We start from the raw sequence: 17544 nt of genomic DNA, 5'->3' as shown, positions 1-17544 counted from the left end.
CCCAGTCGATGGGGTGCGGACGTCCGTGTTCGTCGTGAGTTGTCCTGCGGTTCACGGAGCGTTCGGCGATCAGGAGACCGGCGTCGGGGCGTAAGGGTTGTACAGGAGTTCGGTAAATTCCTGAGACTGTTGTGACCTGAGGGAAAGCGGTTACGGCGCGAGGAACGCCGAGGTGGAGAAGGCCACCGCCGGCTTCGTTTCGAGCAGCCCCCGCTTCGACCCCCGGTACACGGCGACCGTGTCCTTCGTCTCGCCCCGGTACGTCCGCACCACCAGGTCCGCCCGCCCGTCCCCGTCGAAGTCGGCGGCCGCGAGGAGACGGGTCGTGCCGGGCGCGGGCGGTACGACGGTGACCGCGTCCTTCGTCGACAGACCGGCCGTTCCGGCGCGGAAGAGGCGCAGCCGGGAGGCGCCGGCGACGAGTTCGTCGCGGCCGTCGCCGTCGAAGTCGGCGGCGTCGAGCATCGGGCCCGGGGCGGCGAGAGCGGCCCGCGTGGCTGCCGGGAGGTCGTAGCGCAGGGACGTTTCCCCCGTGCCGCCGACCGCCGCGTCCAGCGCCCTGCCCCTGCCGAAGCGGCCGAGGGCGACGTCGGCGCCGGAGGGTAGGACGGCTCCGGTGCGCGTCGGGCCGCCGGGGCCGCCGAGGACCAGCGCGGACGCGGCGGTGCCTGCCGCCCTACGGACGATCAGGTCGTCGTGGCCGTCGCCGTCGACGTCGGCCGCGGGGCCGGCGGGCACCTCGCCGGGGGAGGCGAGCGGGGCACCGGCCGCGCGCGGAGCGCCTTTGCGGCTGAACGGGCCGCGCAGATACGACAGCCGGCCGCCGGATGCGTGCAGCACCAGGTCCTGCTTCCCGTCCCCGTCGAAGTCGCCGCACACCGGCTGGTCCGGCCAGTCGTTGCCGAAGCGGGCCGCGTCCGGCACGGTCAGTTGCACGGCGCGGCCGGTCAGGCCGGCGGGGGAGCCGAAGAGGATCTGCAGCGGCACCGGGGGCCGGCCCTGACCGTCGTACGGCGGGTCGGTCGACACGACGAGGTCGGTGAAGCCGTCGCCGTCCAGGTCGCAGCTCTCCTCCGCGTCGAAGACGGCCGGGAGTCGTCCCTTGCTGGGCGCCGCCTGCTTCTTGGGGCTGAGCAACTGCCGGGCGCCGGGGGCGAGTCCGTGCGGGCCGCCGTAGACGATCCCGATGCCGGCGTCGTCGGCGTGACGCTGCTCCTTGACCAGGTCGTCGAGGACGAGGTCGCGGTGACCGTCGCCGTTGAAGTCGTCGGGGGTCCTGCTGCCCCTGCCGTGCGGGACGGGGAGCCGGGCGGGGGCGTCGGCGATGCGGGTGGGGGTGTCGTGGCCGGCGCCCGGGGCGGCGGGGCCGCAGGCGGCGAGGAGCAGGGTGGCGCAGAGGACCCCCGTGGACATCCCGCCTTTTCGCACGCGCACCGTTCACCTCGTCAGCACCGTCGCCCGACAACCTCGCAATGATGCATGTGCGGGAGGGGTGGGGTAAGGGGCGGGGGGTGCGGGGGTCAGGCCGGTGACCAGGAACTGGTCGGACACCGACGCCTTGGAGGTGCTGTTGATGAGCGCGGCCCGGTTGTCTTCGGCCGCCAGCACCAGCGTGTTGGAGGAGTTGCGGATGTCGGCCGACATGAAGGAGGAGTAGGTGGCCACCGACGACCACAGATAGCCGCCGACCGTGACGAGGACCTGGCCGGAGGCGGGTGTGGTGAACGAGGCCGCCATCGGGGTGCTCCCGCCCGGGCGATGCGGCCTCCATCTCCCTCCGGCCCCGCGCCTCACGGGCTCCACCCCGGCCGACCACTCCTCCGACGCGTCCAGCTCGTCCGAACACCCCGCCGGCCCTGACCCGTTGACCGGTCTGGGCCGCCTGCTCGCCTCGGCGAATTCGATCAGCAGCGCGTATGGCGGCAGAAAGCAGGCGATCAAGGTGACGAAGTGCTCGTGCCGCCTGAGCCGGACAGGACGGGCCGGGGCAGGATGGACCCATGAGCGTAGTGAAGATCAACGTACTGACCGTCCCCGCCGAGCAGCGGGAGGTGCTGGAGAAGCGGTTCGCTTCGCGAGCCCACGCCGTGGAGAACTCCGACGGGTTCGAGTGGTTCGAGCTGCTGCGGCCCGTCGAGGGGACCGACACGTACCTCGTGTACACGCGCTGGCGGGACGAGGAGTCGTTCCAGGCGTGGATGGAGGGGCCGATGAAGGCGGCGCACCAGGGTGGCGGGGAGGGCGCCGAGCGGCCCAAGCCCGCGGCCAGCGGCTCCACCCTCTGGTCCTTCGAGGTGGTGCAGCAGGCGGGACCGAAGAGCGCCTAGGTCACCGCCGCACTCGACAACGCCCCATGTCCCTGCGACAGACGGGGCAGCGCCGAAGATGTCGACCAGTGGTCGGCGCTTTGTGGCCTTGACCTTCTCACCGCCCTCGTAGCCGTGCAGGCCACCCCGTTCGGCGGCTTGCACGCTCCGGCTGTCCACGACCGGGCCGTCGCGTCGCGTCCGTATGCCCCGCCGACGAGCCGTTCGGACGCCTTCCGGTGCTCCGCCGGAGTCGTTTGACGATCCGTCATGGGGTGGCTCCCCCGCATGGAGTGCATGGCTGCCTATCGTCGAGCCTGCGCATCGGGAACATAACATCTCATTCTGGATGGTTCCCTCGGTTCTATGAGGGGTGCAGCTTGGATCTCCACGGATTCCTGAAGGCTCTTGCCAGACGCTGGCCGACTGTCGTGGTCTGTCTGGTGCTCGGGATCGGGGCGGCGCTTGCCGTGACGGGCTTGTGCACCCCGGTCTACGAGGCCAGGACCCAGCTCTTCGTCGCCACCAGCACCGGTCCGGACACCGCCGAGCTGAACCAGGGGCAGAGCTTCTCGCAGGCGCGCGTGCAGTCGTACGCCGCCATCGTGACGACCCGACAGGTGATCCTGCCTGTGGTGAAGCAGCTACGGCTGCGCACCACACCGGAGGAACTGGCCTCCCGAATCACCGCCGTTGCCCCGCTCAACACCGTGCTCATCGACATCACCGTCCGGGACACCGCACCCCAGCGGGCTGCGCGTATCGCCAACGCCGTGGCGGGGCAATTCAGTGCGGTCGTCGAGCGCCTGGAGACGCCCAAGCGAGCGCCCGACTCGCAGAAGAGCCGCAAGGGCGATGATGCCTCCCTCACCTCCCCCGTCTCCCTCGGAGTCACTCAGGAGGCCGTGGCCCCCACCGGTCCGGTCTCGCCCCGCCCCCTGTTGAACCTGGCCGCGGGCGCGCTCGCCGGCCTGCTGCTGGGTGCCGGACTCGTCGTCCTGCGCGAGACGCTCGACACCACGTTCAAGATGAGCGAGGCGCTGAGTGAGTTCACCGCGCTGCCGGGCCTCGGCACCATCCCGTACGACAGGAACGCCCCCAAGCAGCCGCTCGTCACCGCCGCCGGGCACTCCAAGCGCGCCGAGGCCTTCCGCAAGCTGCGCACCAACCTGCAGTTCTCCCAGGTCGACGACCCGCCCCGGATCATCGTGGTGACGAGTTCGGTTCCGGGTGAGGGCAAGACCAACACCGCGGTGAACCTTGCCCTCTCGCTCGCAGAGGCAGGTGTCTCCACTTGCCTGGTGGACGCCGACCTGCGCCGTCCGTGCGTGGCCTCGACCTTTGGTCTCGTCCAGGACGCCGGTCTGACCACGGTGCTCATCGGAAGGGCCCGCATCGCGGAAGTGATGCAGCAGGCCGGCGGGCTTTCGGTGCTCGCCAGCGGTGCCGTACCGCCGAACCCCACGGAGTTGCTCGGCTCGGCGCGCATGTATGAGGTGCTGCGCGAGCTGGCGGACACCTATGAGGTCGTGATCGTCGACTCCGCGCCGCTGCTGCCGGTCGCCGACACCGTCGGACTCGCCTCGCTCGCTCAGGGCGCGCTGCTCGTCGTCCGCGCGGCCAAGACCCGCAGGGAGCAGGTCCGCACCGCCGCGGAATCGCTCGAGCGCGTGGGCGTCCGCGTTCTCGGCACCGTCTTCAGCATGGCTCCGATCTCCAAGGGCAGCCGCTACGGCCAATACGGCTACTACGGGGAGTACGGCGAGCTGCCCACTCCGCGTACGTCAGCGTCCGATGAGAAGACCACTGCGCCCGCGGTGATGTGTCCGCCGGGCGAGAAATGAACCACACGTCGCGCGGTCGGGGCGCGGCCGATGCGTCCTCCGGACGGGCCATGACCCGGGTCCTCTTCGTCTGTACGGGCAACGTGCACCGTTCGGTGCTCGCCGAGCGACTGCTGGCCGCCAGGCTTCCGCCCGGCTCGGCAGTACGGCCGGAGAGCGCCGGTACGGAGGCCTGGCACCGCTCCGGCATGGAGAGCTCCACCCGGGCGGCGCTGGAAGAACTGGGCGGTGACGGCTCCGGCTTCACCACCCGCCCCCTCACCGAGCGGCTCATCGCGGAAGCGGCGCTGGTTCTCGGACTCGCGCGCGAACACCGGGAGGCGGCCGTGCGCCTTGCGCCGTCGGCGATGCGGCGCTGTTTCACCCTGAAGGAGTTCGTACGGCTCGCTGCCGGGGCGCGAGGCGGTGAAGGCTCAGGGGCCGAGGGCGCTTTCGATGCCGTGCTGGCGGGCGCGGCCGCCCGTCGGGGTGTCGCCACTCCGGTTCCGGCGGCCGAGGACGACATCGCGGACCCCCTGGGCATGCCCCGCGCCATGCTGTCCGGGTGCGCCCACGAGATCGACGGGGCGGTCGGCAGGCTCGCCGGGCTGCTGGATGCAGGCGGCTCGGGCGTATGAGCCGGTGGGCTCCGCTCGGCGCCAACCATGTTCTGTTCGATGGCTGTTCGGCACCGGACCCGTCTTGCCGGTGGCGGTGTCCGGTTGCGGCGCGGGTGCCCGATATCCAGGGCTGACGATCCCCCTGCCAGCACTCCTCCGCCAGCCGGGTGGGTGTTTCGCTCATGCCCGCGGCAGAAAGATATGCCCGTGAATGTCGTGTATGTATCGTCTGTTCGAAATGGCCGTGAGTGTCGAGGAGATGAGTTCGTGGCGCACATCGATGCGGTGGTGACGGGAGCCGGAGGGTTCATCGGCGGACACCTGACGAGTGCCCTGCTCGCCGAGGGGAAGAGCGTGCGGGCCGTCGACCGCAAGCCGTTCCAGGAGTGGTACCAGGTCCACGACGGCGCGGAGAACGTGGTGGGCGATGTCTCGCTGCGTGACACCTGCGCCGAAGTCCTGCGGGGTGGCGCCGACGAGGTCTACCACCTTGCCGCCGACATGGGCGGGATGGGCTTCATCGAGAACAACAAGGCCGCCTGCATGCTCTCCGTGCTCTCCAGCACGCACATGCTGCTCGCCGCCAGGGACGCCACCGTCGGACGCTACTTCTACTCCTCGTCCGCGTGCGTGTACGCCGCGGACAAACAGACGGACGCCGACGTGCTCCCGCTGAGGGAGGAGGACGCCTACCCTGCCATGCCCGAGGACGGCTACGGCTGGGAGAAGCTGTTCAGCGAGCGCATGGCGCGCCACTTCCGCGAGGACTACCGGTTGGCCACGCGCACTGCCCGCTACCACAACGTCTATGGCCCGTACGGCACCTGGGTGGGCGGCCGTGAGAAGGCTCCCGCCGCGGCCTGCCGAAAGATCGCCCTCGCCGTGCTCACCGGCGCCGACGAGGTGGAGATCTGGGGCGACGGCGAGCAGACCCGTAGCTTCACCTACGTGGACGACTGCGTCGAGGGCACGTTGCGTCTGATCCGCAGCGAGTACACCGACCCGCTCAACATCGGCTCGGATCGGTTGGTGTCCATCAACCAGCTGTACACGATCGTGGAGCAGATCGCGGGTGTCAGGCTGCGCCACCGCCATGTCCCGGGCCCGCTCGGGGTGCGCGGCCGCAACAGCGACAACGCCCGGATCCGCAAGCAGCTCGGCTGGGCTCCGGAGACGTCTCTCGTGCAGGGACTGGAGCCCACCTACCGCTGGGTGTACGACCAGATGAAGGCGCAGCTCGACGGTCGAGCGGTCACATGCTGACCTCGCCGCATCCGCGCGTCGATGTCCTGGGCGTCGGCATCAGCGCGGTGGCCCCGCACTCGGCCGTCGAGGAGATCTCCCGCTGGATCAGGACCGGTGAGCGGTCGTACGTCTGCGTCACCGGGGTCCACGGCGTCATGGAATGCCAGCGTGACCCCGCTCTCCGCGATATCCACAACGCCGCCGGCCTGACCGTCCCCGACGGTATGCCGATGGTGTGGGCCGGCCACCGCGCCGGGGCGACCTGGATGCGCCGGGTCTACGGGCCCGACCTGATGCTCGCCGTCCTCGAACGCGCCGCCGAGGAAGGCTGGTCCTCCTTCCTGTACGGCGGAGCCGAGGGCGTGCCCGAGCTCCTGGGCGAACGACTGGTGGGCCGCATCCCCGGGCTGAAGATCGCGGGTGCGTACTCGCCGCCCTACCGGCCGCTGACCGCGCGGGAATCGGATGCGATCGTCGCCGGCATCAACGCCTCCGGTGCCGACCTGGTCTGGGTGGGGCTGTCCACGCCGAAGCAGGAACGGTGGATGGCCGCACACCGCGACCGACTCGATGCTCCGGCCCTGCTCGGCGTCGGCGCCGCCTTCGACTTCCACGCCGGCCTCCAGCCCCAGGCACCGGCCTGGTTGCAGCAGCGAGGCCTGGAGTGGGCCTACCGTCTGGCGAAGGAACCGCGCCGCCTGTGGCGCCGCTATCTCCGCAACAACCCCTCCTACCTGGCGCGGATCGCCCTGCGTCCACCCCGGCTGACGACGACCGAAGGCGCCCTTTCATGAAGATCGCGGTGGTCCACAGCTTCTACGCCTCCGGACAGCCCAGCGGTGAGAACGTGGTGGTACGCGACCAGGTGCGCGCGTTGCGCGGGGCGGGCCACGACGTGGAACTGTTCGCCGCCCACACCGACGAGCTGGCCCGGGATCCCTTCTACGCGCTGCGAGCCGCGGCGCGCGTGGCGTCAGGCAGAGGGCACAACCCGCTGGCCCGGTTGCGTGCGTACGGCCCCGACATCGTGCACGTCCACAACCTCTTTCCCAACTTCGGGCGTTCGTGGGTCCGGGAGTGGCAGGGACCTCTCGTCGCGACGTTGCACAACTTCCGGCCCCTGTGTGCCGTGGCGACGCTCTACCGCGAGGGTGCGGTGTGCACTCGCTGCCCGGACGGCGATCGGTGGGCCGGCATGCGGTACGGCTGCTACCGGGGGTCGCGCGTGACGACGTTCCCGTTGTCGTGGGCGGGACGGCACGGCCTGGCCGCCGACCCTCTGCTCGCCCGGGCGGACCAGCTCGTCGTGCTGTCCGCCCTCAGCCGCCGCACCTATGCCCGAGCCGGTGTGCCTCACGATCGCCTCGCCCTCGTACCCAACTTCGTCCCCGGACCGCGTCGGGAGGAGGTTCCCGCTGCCAACGGGCGCTGGATGGTGGCCGCTCGTCTCACGGCCGAGAAGGGCGTGCTGGAACTTCTGCGCCAGTGGCCGGGGGAGCAACCGCTGGACGTCGTGGGCGACGGCGAGTTGCTCGCTGCCTGTCAGGCCGAGGCACCCTCTTCGGTCCGTTTCCTCGGCCACCTCGACCGTGACGACCTGCGCCGCCGGATGCCGTCCTGGCGCGGGCTGGTGTTTCCCAGCCGTTGGTACGAGGGTGCTGTACCGCTGGTCTACATCGAAGGGCTGGCGGCAGGGCTGCCGGTGATCGCCTTCGAGGGATCCGCGGTGGCCGAGGCGGTGCGGGGCAACGGCACCGGCTTCGTCACACAGTGGGACAGGCCCCTCGACCGGCTCCTCGACGAGGCCGGCGCCACGTTCCCGGAGTTGCGTGCCCACTGCCGTCAGGTGTACGCGAACCACTTCTCGAAAAGCGCCTGGATCACTCGTATCGACAGAACCTATGAGGACGCAGCCCGTGTCACCTACGGCCGTACCGCAACCGCCGTGGAAATGTCGGCCAGTGAGGCGACCGATTCGTGAAAATGGGACATCGTCCGTCCGGATTGCGGGTGTCCGTCTTCGCAGGCAGCCGGAACAGAAGGCCTTTCCAGGCGCAGCGCGGCCGACTTCAGGTACCGGTTCGGGCGTGGGGGATTCCATGACGCCAGCCGGCTTTCCCGTGGCTTCCTGCCCACCGTCCCGTGAAACGGTGGGCAGGAAGTTCTCGCAGGTCTAGGTCAGCTGCTCGGCGTCGATACGGGAGAAGACGAGGTCGCAGTCGTCCGTGACGGGTCGCCGCCAGCGTACGGGCACCACGGGGTTGCCCATGGCCGGCGGATAGCTGTGGGGCTCATAGTCGTTGGCGAGGCGGTAGAGGTGGAAGCCGTGCTTCAGCAGCGGATCGATGATCTCCTCAACTCGTCGGCCCTGACTGGCCAGCCGTTCCGGACCCACCTCGATGACCAGTTCCGCATCGGGACCCAGTCTGTCGAGCGCGGGGGCGAGTCCCCGCACGACCGCGGCCTCGGCCCCCTCCACGTCGATCTTGATGATGCGTGCGCAGCGAAGCTCCTCCTCGGTGAGGATCTCGGGCAGGGTGCGCGCGGTCATCTCGAACGCCGGCTGTGTGGCCCCGGCGGGGCGGACTACCGTGGTCCCCCCGAGGTTGGCGGGGTTCTCCAGGTAGAAGGTGAGGCGCTCCACGGTGTCGGAGACGGCGGTGTTCACACTCCGGACGTTGCCACACTCGTTGGCCCGCAGGTTCGCCGCCAGGACATCGTGGAACCGGGGAGAGGCCTCGATGGACACGACCCGGCCCGTCGAACCGACCTGGCACGAGGCGAGCACGCTGAAGTAGCCGACGTTTGCGCCGACATCGACGAAGGTGTCTCCGGGCCTGAGCCGACCCTGCATCCAGCGCGTCAGGTGCGGCTCCCACACACCGAAGAGGTAGAGATACCGCTGAATCACGTCGTGCGTGTCGACGGAGAAGACCGCCCCGAATCTGGTCTGCGCGGTGTCGGTTACCGGACGCTCTCGGAAATCCCTGTTGAGCAGCCTCACCACCGTCTTGTTCAGCCATGGTGCCGCCGTGCGGTCTCCGATGACCGCTCCATGTCCGTACCGTACGTACCTGCGCAGAAGGCGGCGTCCTTGAGAGGGAAGAGGAGGGATCACGCGCGGTCTCCGGGAAAGGGGATGTGAGCCGGCAGGGAGCGATTCCATCCGGGGGCTACGGGTCCACCGACGGGCGAATCCTCAGACACCGCGGAAGACCCTTCGGAAACAGGCAATGCTGACGCAGACCGTGTGGGACACCACGGATGCGATCACCGGACCGGCAAGGAGCAGTGTGGCGAACGCCGCCATCAGACCACCGCTCGCACCGGCGCACGGAATTCGTCATGTCGCACCCCATGGCGTTGCTACGGTGAGTGACCTCCGGTGAGCCCGGACTGAGGGTAACCGAGCAGGGGGCCGGTATCCGATAACGGCGCCGTGAGGGCGGTTTCGCGAAGGACACCGCGGTGTGTCGGATGGCCTTGCCTCGATGAATGACTGGACCATCTCACTGTTCGAGCGCTGAGGGCTGAGATTCGATAAAGAGAGTCGTCGTATGCACAGTGTCCTGATCGCCGTCCCCACTCTTGGACTGCGCCCACTGACATCGCTGCTGACCGAACTGTCCAGGCAAGCAGCAGAGATGCGTCCTCGGGGATACGCGGTCGAGATCGTGCTCCTGGACAACTCGGCCGACGGCTCTGTCGCCGAAAGCCGGGCGGCGGTGAACCACGGTGCGCGCTATCGACGGGTACCCAGACGCGGGTACTCCCAGGCACGCAACGCTGCCCTTGACATGGCTGCTGGGTATGACGCGCTGATCTTCATCGACGACGACGAGATTCCTTGCCATGGCTGGTTGTCGGCTCTGCTGCAGGGGGCGGACAGGTACGGTGCGGACGTCGTCTGGGGACCCGTCCGCGCTGTAGTGCCGCCGGGCTCTCCGCGCTGGCTCGCCGACGGAAGGACGCTGCGTCCCGAGCCCTCCCGGCCCGACGGCCCGGTGCGTGGGGTCGTGGCCGGGGCGGGCAACACACTGCTGCGCATGGTCGCGGCGGAGAAGACAGGGCTGCGCTTCGAGGAGAACTTCGATCTTTGCGGCGGAGAGGACACGGTGTTCTTCTCCAGGATGGCCGCTGCCGGGGCGCGCGTCGTGTGGATCGGTGCGGCCTGTGTCGTGGAGACGCAGGACCCGGACCGGCTGACGCTCAAGGGACTGATGGCGCGGGGTTACCGCCGTGGTGCCGTCAGTGCTGTGGCGCGGCGGGCGCTTCAGCAAAAGCTGGAGCCCCGACTCGCCGTACGACGATCGGTCAGGATGGCGCGGGGCGTCGTCCGCATCATCGTGGGCGTGACCGTGTTCAGGCCCACGACAGCAGCCCTGGGAGCAGAGGATCTGGCATTCGTGAGTGGGTGGTGCGTCACGGTTTTGGGTTGCCATTCCGGGCCGGCGTAGCCGGAGTCGGTGAGCGGCAGCGGGCGTGGGCCCACCAAGGACATCTCTCCTCACAACACATTGACCAGTTGGGGGAGTTCGTCGAGCGACAGGCGGCGGAGCAGACGCCCAACCGGAGTGATCCTGGGGTCATCGCGCAGTTTGAACAGATGGCCGTTTGCTTCGTTACGAGCCAAGAGCGCCGCTTTGTTCTTGTCCGCTCCGGCGTGCATGGTGCGGAACTTGAGAATCTGCAGACAACCAACGCCAGAGGGGCTGACAGCGGCATGAGGATCAGGCTGTCGACCACATCGACAACCCGCTTGATGAGCATGGCAACCGCGTCCGTTCGTGGGAAATTGACAACACAGGACGGGAAAGATCGGTTTTCGGGCCACGGCTCTCTCACGATGTCTACCGTCAGATCGGTGCGCCACGCCCGGTCGGTGGCACGGATGCTCTGAGAGGTCGAAAGGCGGTTGCTATGCGCGCCCTCAGCGAGTACACCGACCCGCTCAACATCGACTCGGATCGGTTGGTGTCCATCAACCGCTGGGCTCCGGAGACGTCTCTCGTGCAGGGACTGGAGCCCACCTACCGCTGGGTGTACGACCAGATGAAGGCGCAGCTCGACGGTCGAGCGGTCACATGCTGACCTCGCCGCATCCGCGCGTCGATGTCCTGGGCGTCGGCATCAGCGCGGTGGCCCCGCACTCGGCCGTCGAGGAGATCTCCCGCTGGATCAGGACCGGTGAGCGGTCGTACGTCTGCGTCACCGCGGTCCATGTCGGCCTCAAGTCCCAGGCGCCGGGCCGGGTGCAGCAGCGAGGCCTGGAGTGGGCCTACCGTCCGGCGAAGGAACCGCGCCGCCTGTGTCGCCGCTATCTCCGCAACAACCCCTCCTACCTGGCGCGGATCGCCCTGCGTCCACCCCGGCTGACGACGACCGAAGGCGCCCTTTCATGAAGATCGCGGTGGTCCACAGCTTCTACGCCTCCGCACAGCCCAGCGGTGAGAACGTGACCGTACGCGACCAGGTGCGCGCGTTGCGCGGGGCGGGCCACGACGTGGAGCTGTTCGCAGCCCACACCGACGAGCTGGCCCGGGATCCCTTCTACGCGCTGCGAGCCGCGGCGCGCGTGGCGTCAGGCAGAGGGCACAACCCGCTGGCCCGGTTGCGTGCGTACGCCCCGGACATCGTGCACATCCACAACCTCTTTCCCAACTTCGGGCGTTCCTGGGTACGGGAGTGGCAGGGAGCCCTCGTCGCGACGTTGCACAACTTCCGGCCCCTGTGCGCCGCGGCAACGCTCTACCGTGGGGGTGCCGAGTGCACTCGCTGCCTCGACGGCGATCGGTGGGCCGGCATGCGGTACGGCTGCTATAGGAGCTCGCGCGTGACGACGTTCCCGTTGGCGTGGGCGGGGCGACACGGCCCGGCCGCCGACCCGTTGCTCGCCCGGGCGGACCAGCTCGTCGTGCTGTCCGCCCTCAGCCGCCGCACCTATGCCCGAGCCGGTGTGCCCAGCGAACGTCTCGATCTCGTACCCAACTTCGTCCGCGTACCGCACAGCGAGGCGACCGGCGACAACGGACGCTGGCTGGTGGCTGCCCGTCTCACGGCCGAGAAGGGCGTGCTGGAACTTGTGCGCCAGTGGCCGGGGGACCAACCGCTGGACGTCGTCGGCGACGGCGAGTTGCTCGCCGCCTGTCGGGCCGCGGCACCCTCCTCGGTCCGTTTCCTCGGCCACCTCGACCGCGACGACCTGCTCAGCCGGATGCCTTCCTGGTGCGGCCTGGTCTTTCCCAGTCGCTGGTACGAGGGCATGCCGCTGGTGTACAGCGAGGCCTTGGCCGCAGGCCTACCGGTGATCGCCTTCGAGGGCTCCGCGGTCACCGAGGCGGTGCGCGAAAGCGGCACCGGCCTTGTCGCACAGTGGGATCAGCCGCTCGCCCCGCTCCTCGCGAGGGCCGCCGACACGTTCCCCGGTCTCCGCGCCCACTGCCGCCAGGTGTACGCCGAACACTTCACGGAATCGGCCTGGACCGCCCGTATCGGCAGGACGTACGAGGAGGCGGTGCGTGCCAACAGCCGCCTCGCGGCTGCCGTGCAGAAGTAGCGACCTATGGGGCGACCGATTCTTGGAAACGGGAGTGCGCATGCTGTACCCGAAAAGTGAGGCGGCCGCATGTGCGGACACGGGGCGCCGTCCGTCGCGATCTCACGGGTCCGTCCAAAACCCCGTCGCGGACCCGCACATGATCGCCGGGGTGCTGGTGGTCGCCGTTCTCCTCACGGGGGGCCGATGGATTTCCCATGTGCCTGTGGGGCCGCTCTACATCAGCGATGTCCTGATGTTCGCAGCCTTCGCGCAGGTCGCCTGCTCAAGTCTGCTTTCCCCGAAGCGGACGGGGCGTACTTACGGGCCAGGAATCCTGGTCGGGCTGCTGCTCGTGATGACAGCGTTCCGCCTGCTTGCCACGCGGGCCGATGTATGGACGGCCGCTCGGGACGCGGCACCCTTCGCCTACGCCGTGATCTCCTATCTGTCCGCGAGCGCCTACCAAAGAGCGGGTGATCACAGCAGAGCTAGGACGGTCCGGTTGCTCCACGGCGGACTGCTCCTGCACTTCGGATGGCTGACGGTGGCCACGTTCGCACCGGGGTTCGCCACAGCGATGCCTCAGGTGGACGCGAGTTCACGGGTCATGGAGATCAGGACCGATTTCGATGTGGCCCTGCTCGGTGTGCTGGCGGGCGTGTCGATCCTTCGTATGAGAGGTGGGAGGACCTGGCTTCACGCGACGATGGCGGCTGCCGCGCTGGTACCGGCCCTGGCCCTGCCCTCCAGAGCCGGCATCCTCGCGTGCGGCGCGTGCGTGCTCGTGGCTCTCCTGCTCAGGTCGGCACGGCACGGACGCATCAACGTTCGCGTGGTGCTGGCCACGGCCGCCGCTGTTCTTGCCCTGGCGGCGGTGCTCCCGTTCACTCCGGGCGGTCAACGCCTTCTGGCGACCGACGGCAGTGCGACGGCTTCCAGCGACGTCGTGGCCGGCGCCGTAGGCACCAAACAGGCACGGATGACCGCCTGGGACCGAGTCATGACCTACACACTGGACGACTCGGTCCGGACGTCCGTCGGGGTCGGTTTCGGGCCGAACTTCATGGAGCAGTCCCATGCGGACATCCCGCTCCGAGGCAGAGGCGAGGACAAGGCCGACGGTTTGCGCTCGCCGCACAACTACCTGTTGACGGCGTTCGCCCGGCTCGGCCTGGCCGGACTCACCGTGGTTGCCTCTCTGCTTGCTGTTCTCGGGAGCGTGGTGATCCGGACCGTGCGCAGGGGCCCGCCCGACGAGTTGACGTCGGTGAGCGTGCTCCTGGTGATCGCGCTTTGCACCGCTGCCCTGCTGGGTGTCGTCCTGGAGGCACCTTTCGGAGCCATCCCCTTCTTCTGGGCGGTGGGGATCCTGATCGCGGGCGACAGGTCGCGACGGGCACGTCTCCGGCAGAAACCGGAACGGAAGGCTCCTCCGGCTGTGGTCCGGACGCCAACGGGTACTGGTCCGGGCGTGTCGGCCCTCCCGAAGACCGAGATCGCCGGGCAGCTCAGTTCGGTGTGAAGACGTTCGTGGACGTCGGTGATCCGCGCGGTCGGCTCACCGGGTCTCCTGTCGGGCTCGGACACCGCGGAAGACACTTCGAAAACACGGAATGCTGACGCAGACCGTGTGGGAAGCCACGGACGCGACCACCGGGCCGGCCGGGCCGATCAGCCAGGCCAGCGGTACCGAGAGGGCGAGGCTGACGACAGCCATGCGCACGTACCGGCCGGCCAGAAGCCGCAGGGCCGCCGGCTGGGTCAGCCACATCGCCACCGGGCTGACGACGGCGTGTGCCAGGAGCAGTGCCGCGAACGCAGCCATGAGAGCGCTGCCGGCACCTGCGCCTCCGTGGGTCATCCAGCGAGTCACGGAGGGACCCAGGGTGACCAGGCCGACGCCGACCAGCAGGGCGCCTGTGCCGAACCAGAGCATGATGCGGCCCAGTTCGGCCTTGGGTACCCGGTCGCTGTCGCGTCGCTGCCGCACAAACATGTTCCACAGCGGCACGGTCCCGGCGTTCACCAGCGCCCACGCCGGTGTGTAGAGCTGCGCTCCCGCGGAGTAGACGGCGACGGCGATCGGACCGGCCGTATGGCTGAGGACGAGCCGGTCGGAGCCGTACGCGACAGCCGTCGCCACGTTGATCACCGTCTTCGGCCCGGCCAGATGAACGATGCGTGTGACGCGCTGCCGAGGGTGGAGGCTGGTCACAACCGTGCGCAGCAGCGGCATCTCCAAGGCACGCCCGGCCATGAGCAACCCGATCAGGGCCGCCACGCAGTGCCCGAGAAATCCCGCGGAGACGAAGCAGTAGACCGGAGAACCGAGTGCGGCGAAGAGCAGTACGAGACAGAGGGCCAGAACATTACCGGCCGCCTGCAGAAGCGCGGAGACATGAGAACGGCGGAGGGCGTCGAGGGCGGAGTAGCCGAGGCTCAGGGGCACCACGCAGCCCATCAGTGCGGCAACGGTGGCGATGGACGCTCCGGCACCGGGAGCCGAGGCCGCACCGAGCAATGAGGACTGCGCTCCGGTGGCGACGACGACCAGCGCACCGATGATGATCAGCACGCCCGTACAAGTCAATGCCCGGGCCCCGGAGGTGATGGTGCGTTCGATGTGCTCTCTGCCTCCGGGACTGCCTTTGCTTCCCTCGACTGCGTCGATGAGTGCGGCTCCGATGCCCAGGTCTCCGATGGGGAGAAGGAGCACAGGCAGCGTCACGACCAGGGAGAAGAGCGCGTAGTCGGAAACACCGAGCGCACCCACGACGACATGGGCGGAGTAGAGGGCACAGAAGCCTGAAACAGGCAATGCGGCGGACCTGGCGATCAGCGCCGGCGCGCATGCCCGCAGCAAGCGAGAAGACCTGAGCTCCGTTTCGTTGCGGACATGCGCCGATCGCCGAACCAGTGACACCAATTCAGTTCCCCTGGTCAGTGCGCACCTTTGCCGGTCAGTACGGCTGGTACTGTGCGGGCGAGAATCGCGAGGTCGAGGCGCAGCGAACGGTGCTGCACGTACTGGAGATCCAGCCGGACCATGTCGTCCCAGGACAATTCGGAGCGTCCGGAGATCTGCCACAGGCAGGTCAGTCCTGGCCGTACCGAGAGCCGATTCCGTGCCGGGCCGGAGTAGTCGGAGTCGGCGAGCGGCAGCGGGCGTGGGCCCACCAAGGACATCTCCCCCCGCATCACGTTGGCCAGTTGGGGGAGTTCGTCGAGCGACAGACGGCGGAGCAGACGCCCAACCGGAGTGATCCTGGGGTCATCGCGCAGTTTGAACAGATGACCGTTTGCTTCGTTACGAGCCAAGAGCGCCGCTTTGTTCTTGTCCGCTCCGGCGTGCATGGTCCGGAACTTGAGCATCTCGAAGGGACGGCCGTCGCGTCCCGCCCGTACCTGCCGGAAAAACACGCCTCCTGGTGAAGTGGTGGCCACCGCGAGGCAGACAATCAACGCCAGAGGGGCTGCCAGCAGCATTAGAATCAGGCTGCCGACCAAATCGATAACCCGCTTGATGAGCATTGCAATCGCGTCCGTTCGTGGGAAATCGGCAACACAGGACGAGAAAGATCAGTTTTCGGGTTAGGACTCTCTCACGATGGCTATCGTCAGATCGGTGCGCCACGCCCGGTCGGTGGCACAGATGCTCTGAGAGGTCGAAAGGCGGTTGCTATGCGCGCCCTCGTTACCGGCGGTGCGGGGTTCATCGGTTCTCACCTGTGCGAACGGCTCCTGGAGGCAGGATATGACCACGTGGTGTGCGTCGATAACTTCCTCACCGGAAGCCGGGACAATGTCGCCCGCTTGATGAAGAACCCACGATTCCAGCTGATTTCCAGTGACGTGACGCACGGAATCGTCATCGACGACCAGGTCGACGTGGTGCTGCACTTTGCCTCACCGGCGTCCCCGGCCGACTATCTGAGGCATCCGCTCGCCACATTGCGGGTCGGCGCCGAGGGGACCCGCCATGCCCTTGAGCTGGCTGTCGAGCATGGCGCGCGTTTCGTACTGGCCTCGACCTCCGAGACGTACGGCGACCCGGAGGTTCATCCCCAGCCGGAGTCGTACTGGGGCAATGTCAACCCCGTCGGACCGCGCAGCTGTTACGACGAGGCGAAGCGCTACGCCGAGGCGCTGACCATGGCGTATCGGCGCGCGCGCGGCGCGAACGCGGGAATCGTACGGATCTTCAACACCTTTGGACCGCGTATGCGTCCGGGTGACGGCAGAGTCGTTCCCACCCTGGTCTGTCAGGCGCTGGGCGGAACTCCCATGACGGTCACAGGGGACGGTTCACAGACCCGGTCGCTCTGCTACGTGGATGATCTGGTGGACGGCGTGCTGCGCATGCTCGACGTCACCGAAGCGGGACCGGTGAACCTCGGGAACCCGCACGAGGTGACCATGCTGGAACTGGCCCGATGGATCCGCACGCTCACCGGTTCGCGCTCAGAGATCGTCCAGGTGCCGTTGCCCGCGGACGATCCCAAGCGGCGCCGGCCGGACATCACCCGGGCCGGCGCCCTGCTGGGCTGGCAGCCGCGGACCCCGTTGGAGGAGGGTCTGCTGCGGACGATCGAGTGGTTCGCCGCGCGCGGGGAAGTGGCGCTCACGGTCCCGACCCCTGCGTCTCCCGAGGCCCGGCTGGCGGTCGACATTCGCCGGTAACTCCCGGCGCGGCGAAGCCGCCGCACTCGAAGGTCCCGCGAACCGGGTGCTCTCTGGCCCGGCTTCGCGGGACCTTGTTCGTTCGGTGGATCGACGTTGTGCCTTCGGCTCGTCCGGCACGGCCAGGCCGCCCCAAGCACCTGGTGTCCTCCGCAGTGTCCGGCATGTCGAAGACCGTGCCGTCGGCCACGTCCAGCCGCCTCCTCCCACACCGGGCACCCCGAGGCCGCACACGCCAAGGGGTCTGCTGCAGGTTCGGGTGACAGGTTCGGTCACGCGGCCTGGAGGGCCGGTGTGGTCATGACGGTCTCGAATTCGACGGGGGTCAGCCG

18 protein-coding genes are annotated in these 17544 nt (G+C 68.6%); 12 read left to right on the top strand and 6 right to left on the bottom strand.

Annotation, left to right across the window (positions count from 1 at the left end):
- Nucleotides 1-150: 150 nt before the first annotated feature.
- Nucleotides 151-1413, bottom strand: coding sequence for an FG-GAP repeat domain-containing protein (locus tag ACIRVH_RS13810; protein ID WP_403952064.1), 1263 nt, complete (start codon nt 1411-1413; stop codon nt 151-153).
- A 24-nt stretch (nt 1414-1437) separates the two neighbouring features.
- Nucleotides 1438-1737 (bottom strand): hypothetical protein, encoded by a 300-nt coding sequence (locus ACIRVH_RS13805; protein ID WP_403952061.1) that lies wholly within the window; start codon nt 1735-1737, stop codon nt 1438-1440.
- A 263-nt stretch (nt 1738-2000) separates the two neighbouring features.
- Here ACIRVH_RS13805 and ACIRVH_RS13800 point away from each other — a divergent pair, with 263 nt between their 5' ends.
- The 6 genes from ACIRVH_RS13800 to ACIRVH_RS13775 all read left to right on the top strand — a co-directional run bounded on the left by ACIRVH_RS13800 (nt 2001) and on the right by ACIRVH_RS13775 (nt 7975).
- A complete protein-coding gene (locus tag ACIRVH_RS13800; protein WP_403952058.1) occupies nt 2001-2327 on the top strand; it encodes an antibiotic biosynthesis monooxygenase family protein in 327 nt (108 codons plus the stop codon).
- Nucleotides 2328-2686: 359 nt separating this feature from the next.
- Nucleotides 2687-4150: a polysaccharide biosynthesis tyrosine autokinase gene (locus ACIRVH_RS13795; RefSeq protein ID WP_403952055.1), complete on the top strand. Its 1464-nt coding sequence runs from the start codon at nt 2687-2689 to the stop codon at nt 4148-4150.
- 50 nt (nt 4151-4200) lie between these two features.
- Nucleotides 4201-4767 carry a low molecular weight phosphatase family protein gene (locus tag ACIRVH_RS13790; protein ID WP_403952053.1) on the top strand — a complete coding sequence of 189 codons (567 nt, stop codon included), beginning with the start codon at nt 4201-4203 and terminating at the stop codon, nt 4765-4767.
- 249 nt (nt 4768-5016) lie between these two features.
- On the top strand, nt 5017-6012 hold the full coding sequence (locus ACIRVH_RS13785) for an NAD-dependent epimerase/dehydratase family protein (protein ID WP_403952050.1): 996 nt from the start codon (nt 5017-5019) through the stop codon (nt 6010-6012).
- Nucleotides 6006-6788: a WecB/TagA/CpsF family glycosyltransferase gene (locus ACIRVH_RS13780; RefSeq protein ID WP_403952047.1), complete on the top strand. Its 783-nt coding sequence runs from the start codon at nt 6006-6008 to the stop codon at nt 6786-6788. The genes ACIRVH_RS13785 and ACIRVH_RS13780 overlap by 7 nt, the downstream gene beginning before the upstream one ends.
- The gene (locus ACIRVH_RS13775) at nt 6785-7975 is read left to right on the top strand and encodes a glycosyltransferase family 4 protein (protein WP_403952043.1); all 1191 of its coding nucleotides are present in this window, start codon (nt 6785-6787) and stop codon (nt 7973-7975) included. Before ACIRVH_RS13780 ends, ACIRVH_RS13775 begins: the two co-directional genes overlap by 4 nt.
- A gap of 192 nt (nt 7976-8167) precedes the next feature.
- Here ACIRVH_RS13775 and ACIRVH_RS13770 read toward each other — a convergent pair whose 3' ends face one another.
- Nucleotides 8168-8905 (bottom strand): FkbM family methyltransferase, encoded by a 738-nt coding sequence (locus ACIRVH_RS13770; RefSeq protein WP_403952041.1) that lies wholly within the window; start codon nt 8903-8905, stop codon nt 8168-8170.
- A 646-nt stretch (nt 8906-9551) separates the two neighbouring features.
- On the opposite strand from ACIRVH_RS13770, the gene ACIRVH_RS13765 reads away from it, so the two are divergent.
- Nucleotides 9552-10451, top strand: a complete 900-nt coding sequence (locus ACIRVH_RS13765) for a glycosyltransferase family 2 protein (protein ID WP_403952038.1) — start codon at nt 9552-9554, stop codon at nt 10449-10451.
- A gap of 50 nt (nt 10452-10501) precedes the next feature.
- On the opposite strand, the gene ACIRVH_RS13760 is transcribed toward ACIRVH_RS13765, so the two are convergent.
- Nucleotides 10502-10828, bottom strand: a complete 327-nt coding sequence (locus tag ACIRVH_RS13760; RefSeq protein WP_403952036.1) for a sugar transferase — start codon at nt 10826-10828, stop codon at nt 10502-10504.
- A gap of 86 nt (nt 10829-10914) precedes the next feature.
- Between ACIRVH_RS13760 and ACIRVH_RS13755 the strand changes: the two genes are divergently transcribed.
- The 4 genes from ACIRVH_RS13755 (at nt 10915) to ACIRVH_RS13740 (ending at nt 14054) form a co-directional block, all read left to right on the top strand.
- Nucleotides 10915-11085 carry a hypothetical protein gene (locus tag ACIRVH_RS13755; RefSeq protein ID WP_403952032.1) on the top strand — a complete coding sequence of 57 codons (171 nt, stop codon included), beginning with the start codon at nt 10915-10917 and terminating at the stop codon, nt 11083-11085.
- The gene (locus ACIRVH_RS13750) at nt 11079-11396 is read left to right on the top strand and encodes a WecB/TagA/CpsF family glycosyltransferase (protein ID WP_403952030.1); all 318 of its coding nucleotides are present in this window, start codon (nt 11079-11081) and stop codon (nt 11394-11396) included. The genes ACIRVH_RS13755 and ACIRVH_RS13750 overlap by 7 nt, the downstream gene beginning before the upstream one ends.
- Nucleotides 11393-12550, top strand: coding sequence for a glycosyltransferase family 4 protein (locus tag ACIRVH_RS13745; protein ID WP_403952027.1), 1158 nt, complete (start codon nt 11393-11395; stop codon nt 12548-12550). Before ACIRVH_RS13750 ends, ACIRVH_RS13745 begins: the two co-directional genes overlap by 4 nt.
- Nucleotides 12551-12689: 139 nt before the next feature.
- Nucleotides 12690-14054, top strand: coding sequence for an O-antigen ligase family protein (locus ACIRVH_RS13740; RefSeq protein WP_403952024.1), 1365 nt, complete (start codon nt 12690-12692; stop codon nt 14052-14054).
- A 36-nt stretch (nt 14055-14090) separates the two neighbouring features.
- Here ACIRVH_RS13740 and ACIRVH_RS13735 read toward each other — a convergent pair whose 3' ends face one another.
- Nucleotides 14091-15305 (bottom strand): lipopolysaccharide biosynthesis protein, encoded by a 1215-nt coding sequence (locus ACIRVH_RS13735; protein WP_403953018.1) that lies wholly within the window; start codon nt 15303-15305, stop codon nt 14091-14093.
- A gap of 167 nt (nt 15306-15472) precedes the next feature.
- Nucleotides 15473-16063 (bottom strand): sugar transferase, encoded by a 591-nt coding sequence (locus tag ACIRVH_RS13730; protein ID WP_403952022.1) that lies wholly within the window; start codon nt 16061-16063, stop codon nt 15473-15475.
- A gap of 150 nt (nt 16064-16213) precedes the next feature.
- Between ACIRVH_RS13730 and ACIRVH_RS13725 the strand changes: the two genes are divergently transcribed.
- Nucleotides 16214-17212, top strand: a complete 999-nt coding sequence (locus ACIRVH_RS13725) for a UDP-glucuronic acid decarboxylase family protein (protein ID WP_403952019.1) — start codon at nt 16214-16216, stop codon at nt 17210-17212.
- Nucleotides 17213-17544: the final 332 nt, after the last annotated feature.

Source organism: Streptomyces sp. NPDC101165, assembly GCF_044768135.1.
In the GTDB taxonomy this organism is placed as follows: domain Bacteria; phylum Actinomycetota; class Actinomycetes; order Streptomycetales; family Streptomycetaceae; genus Streptomyces.
This window is presented reverse-complemented; position numbering and strand designations above follow the sequence as displayed.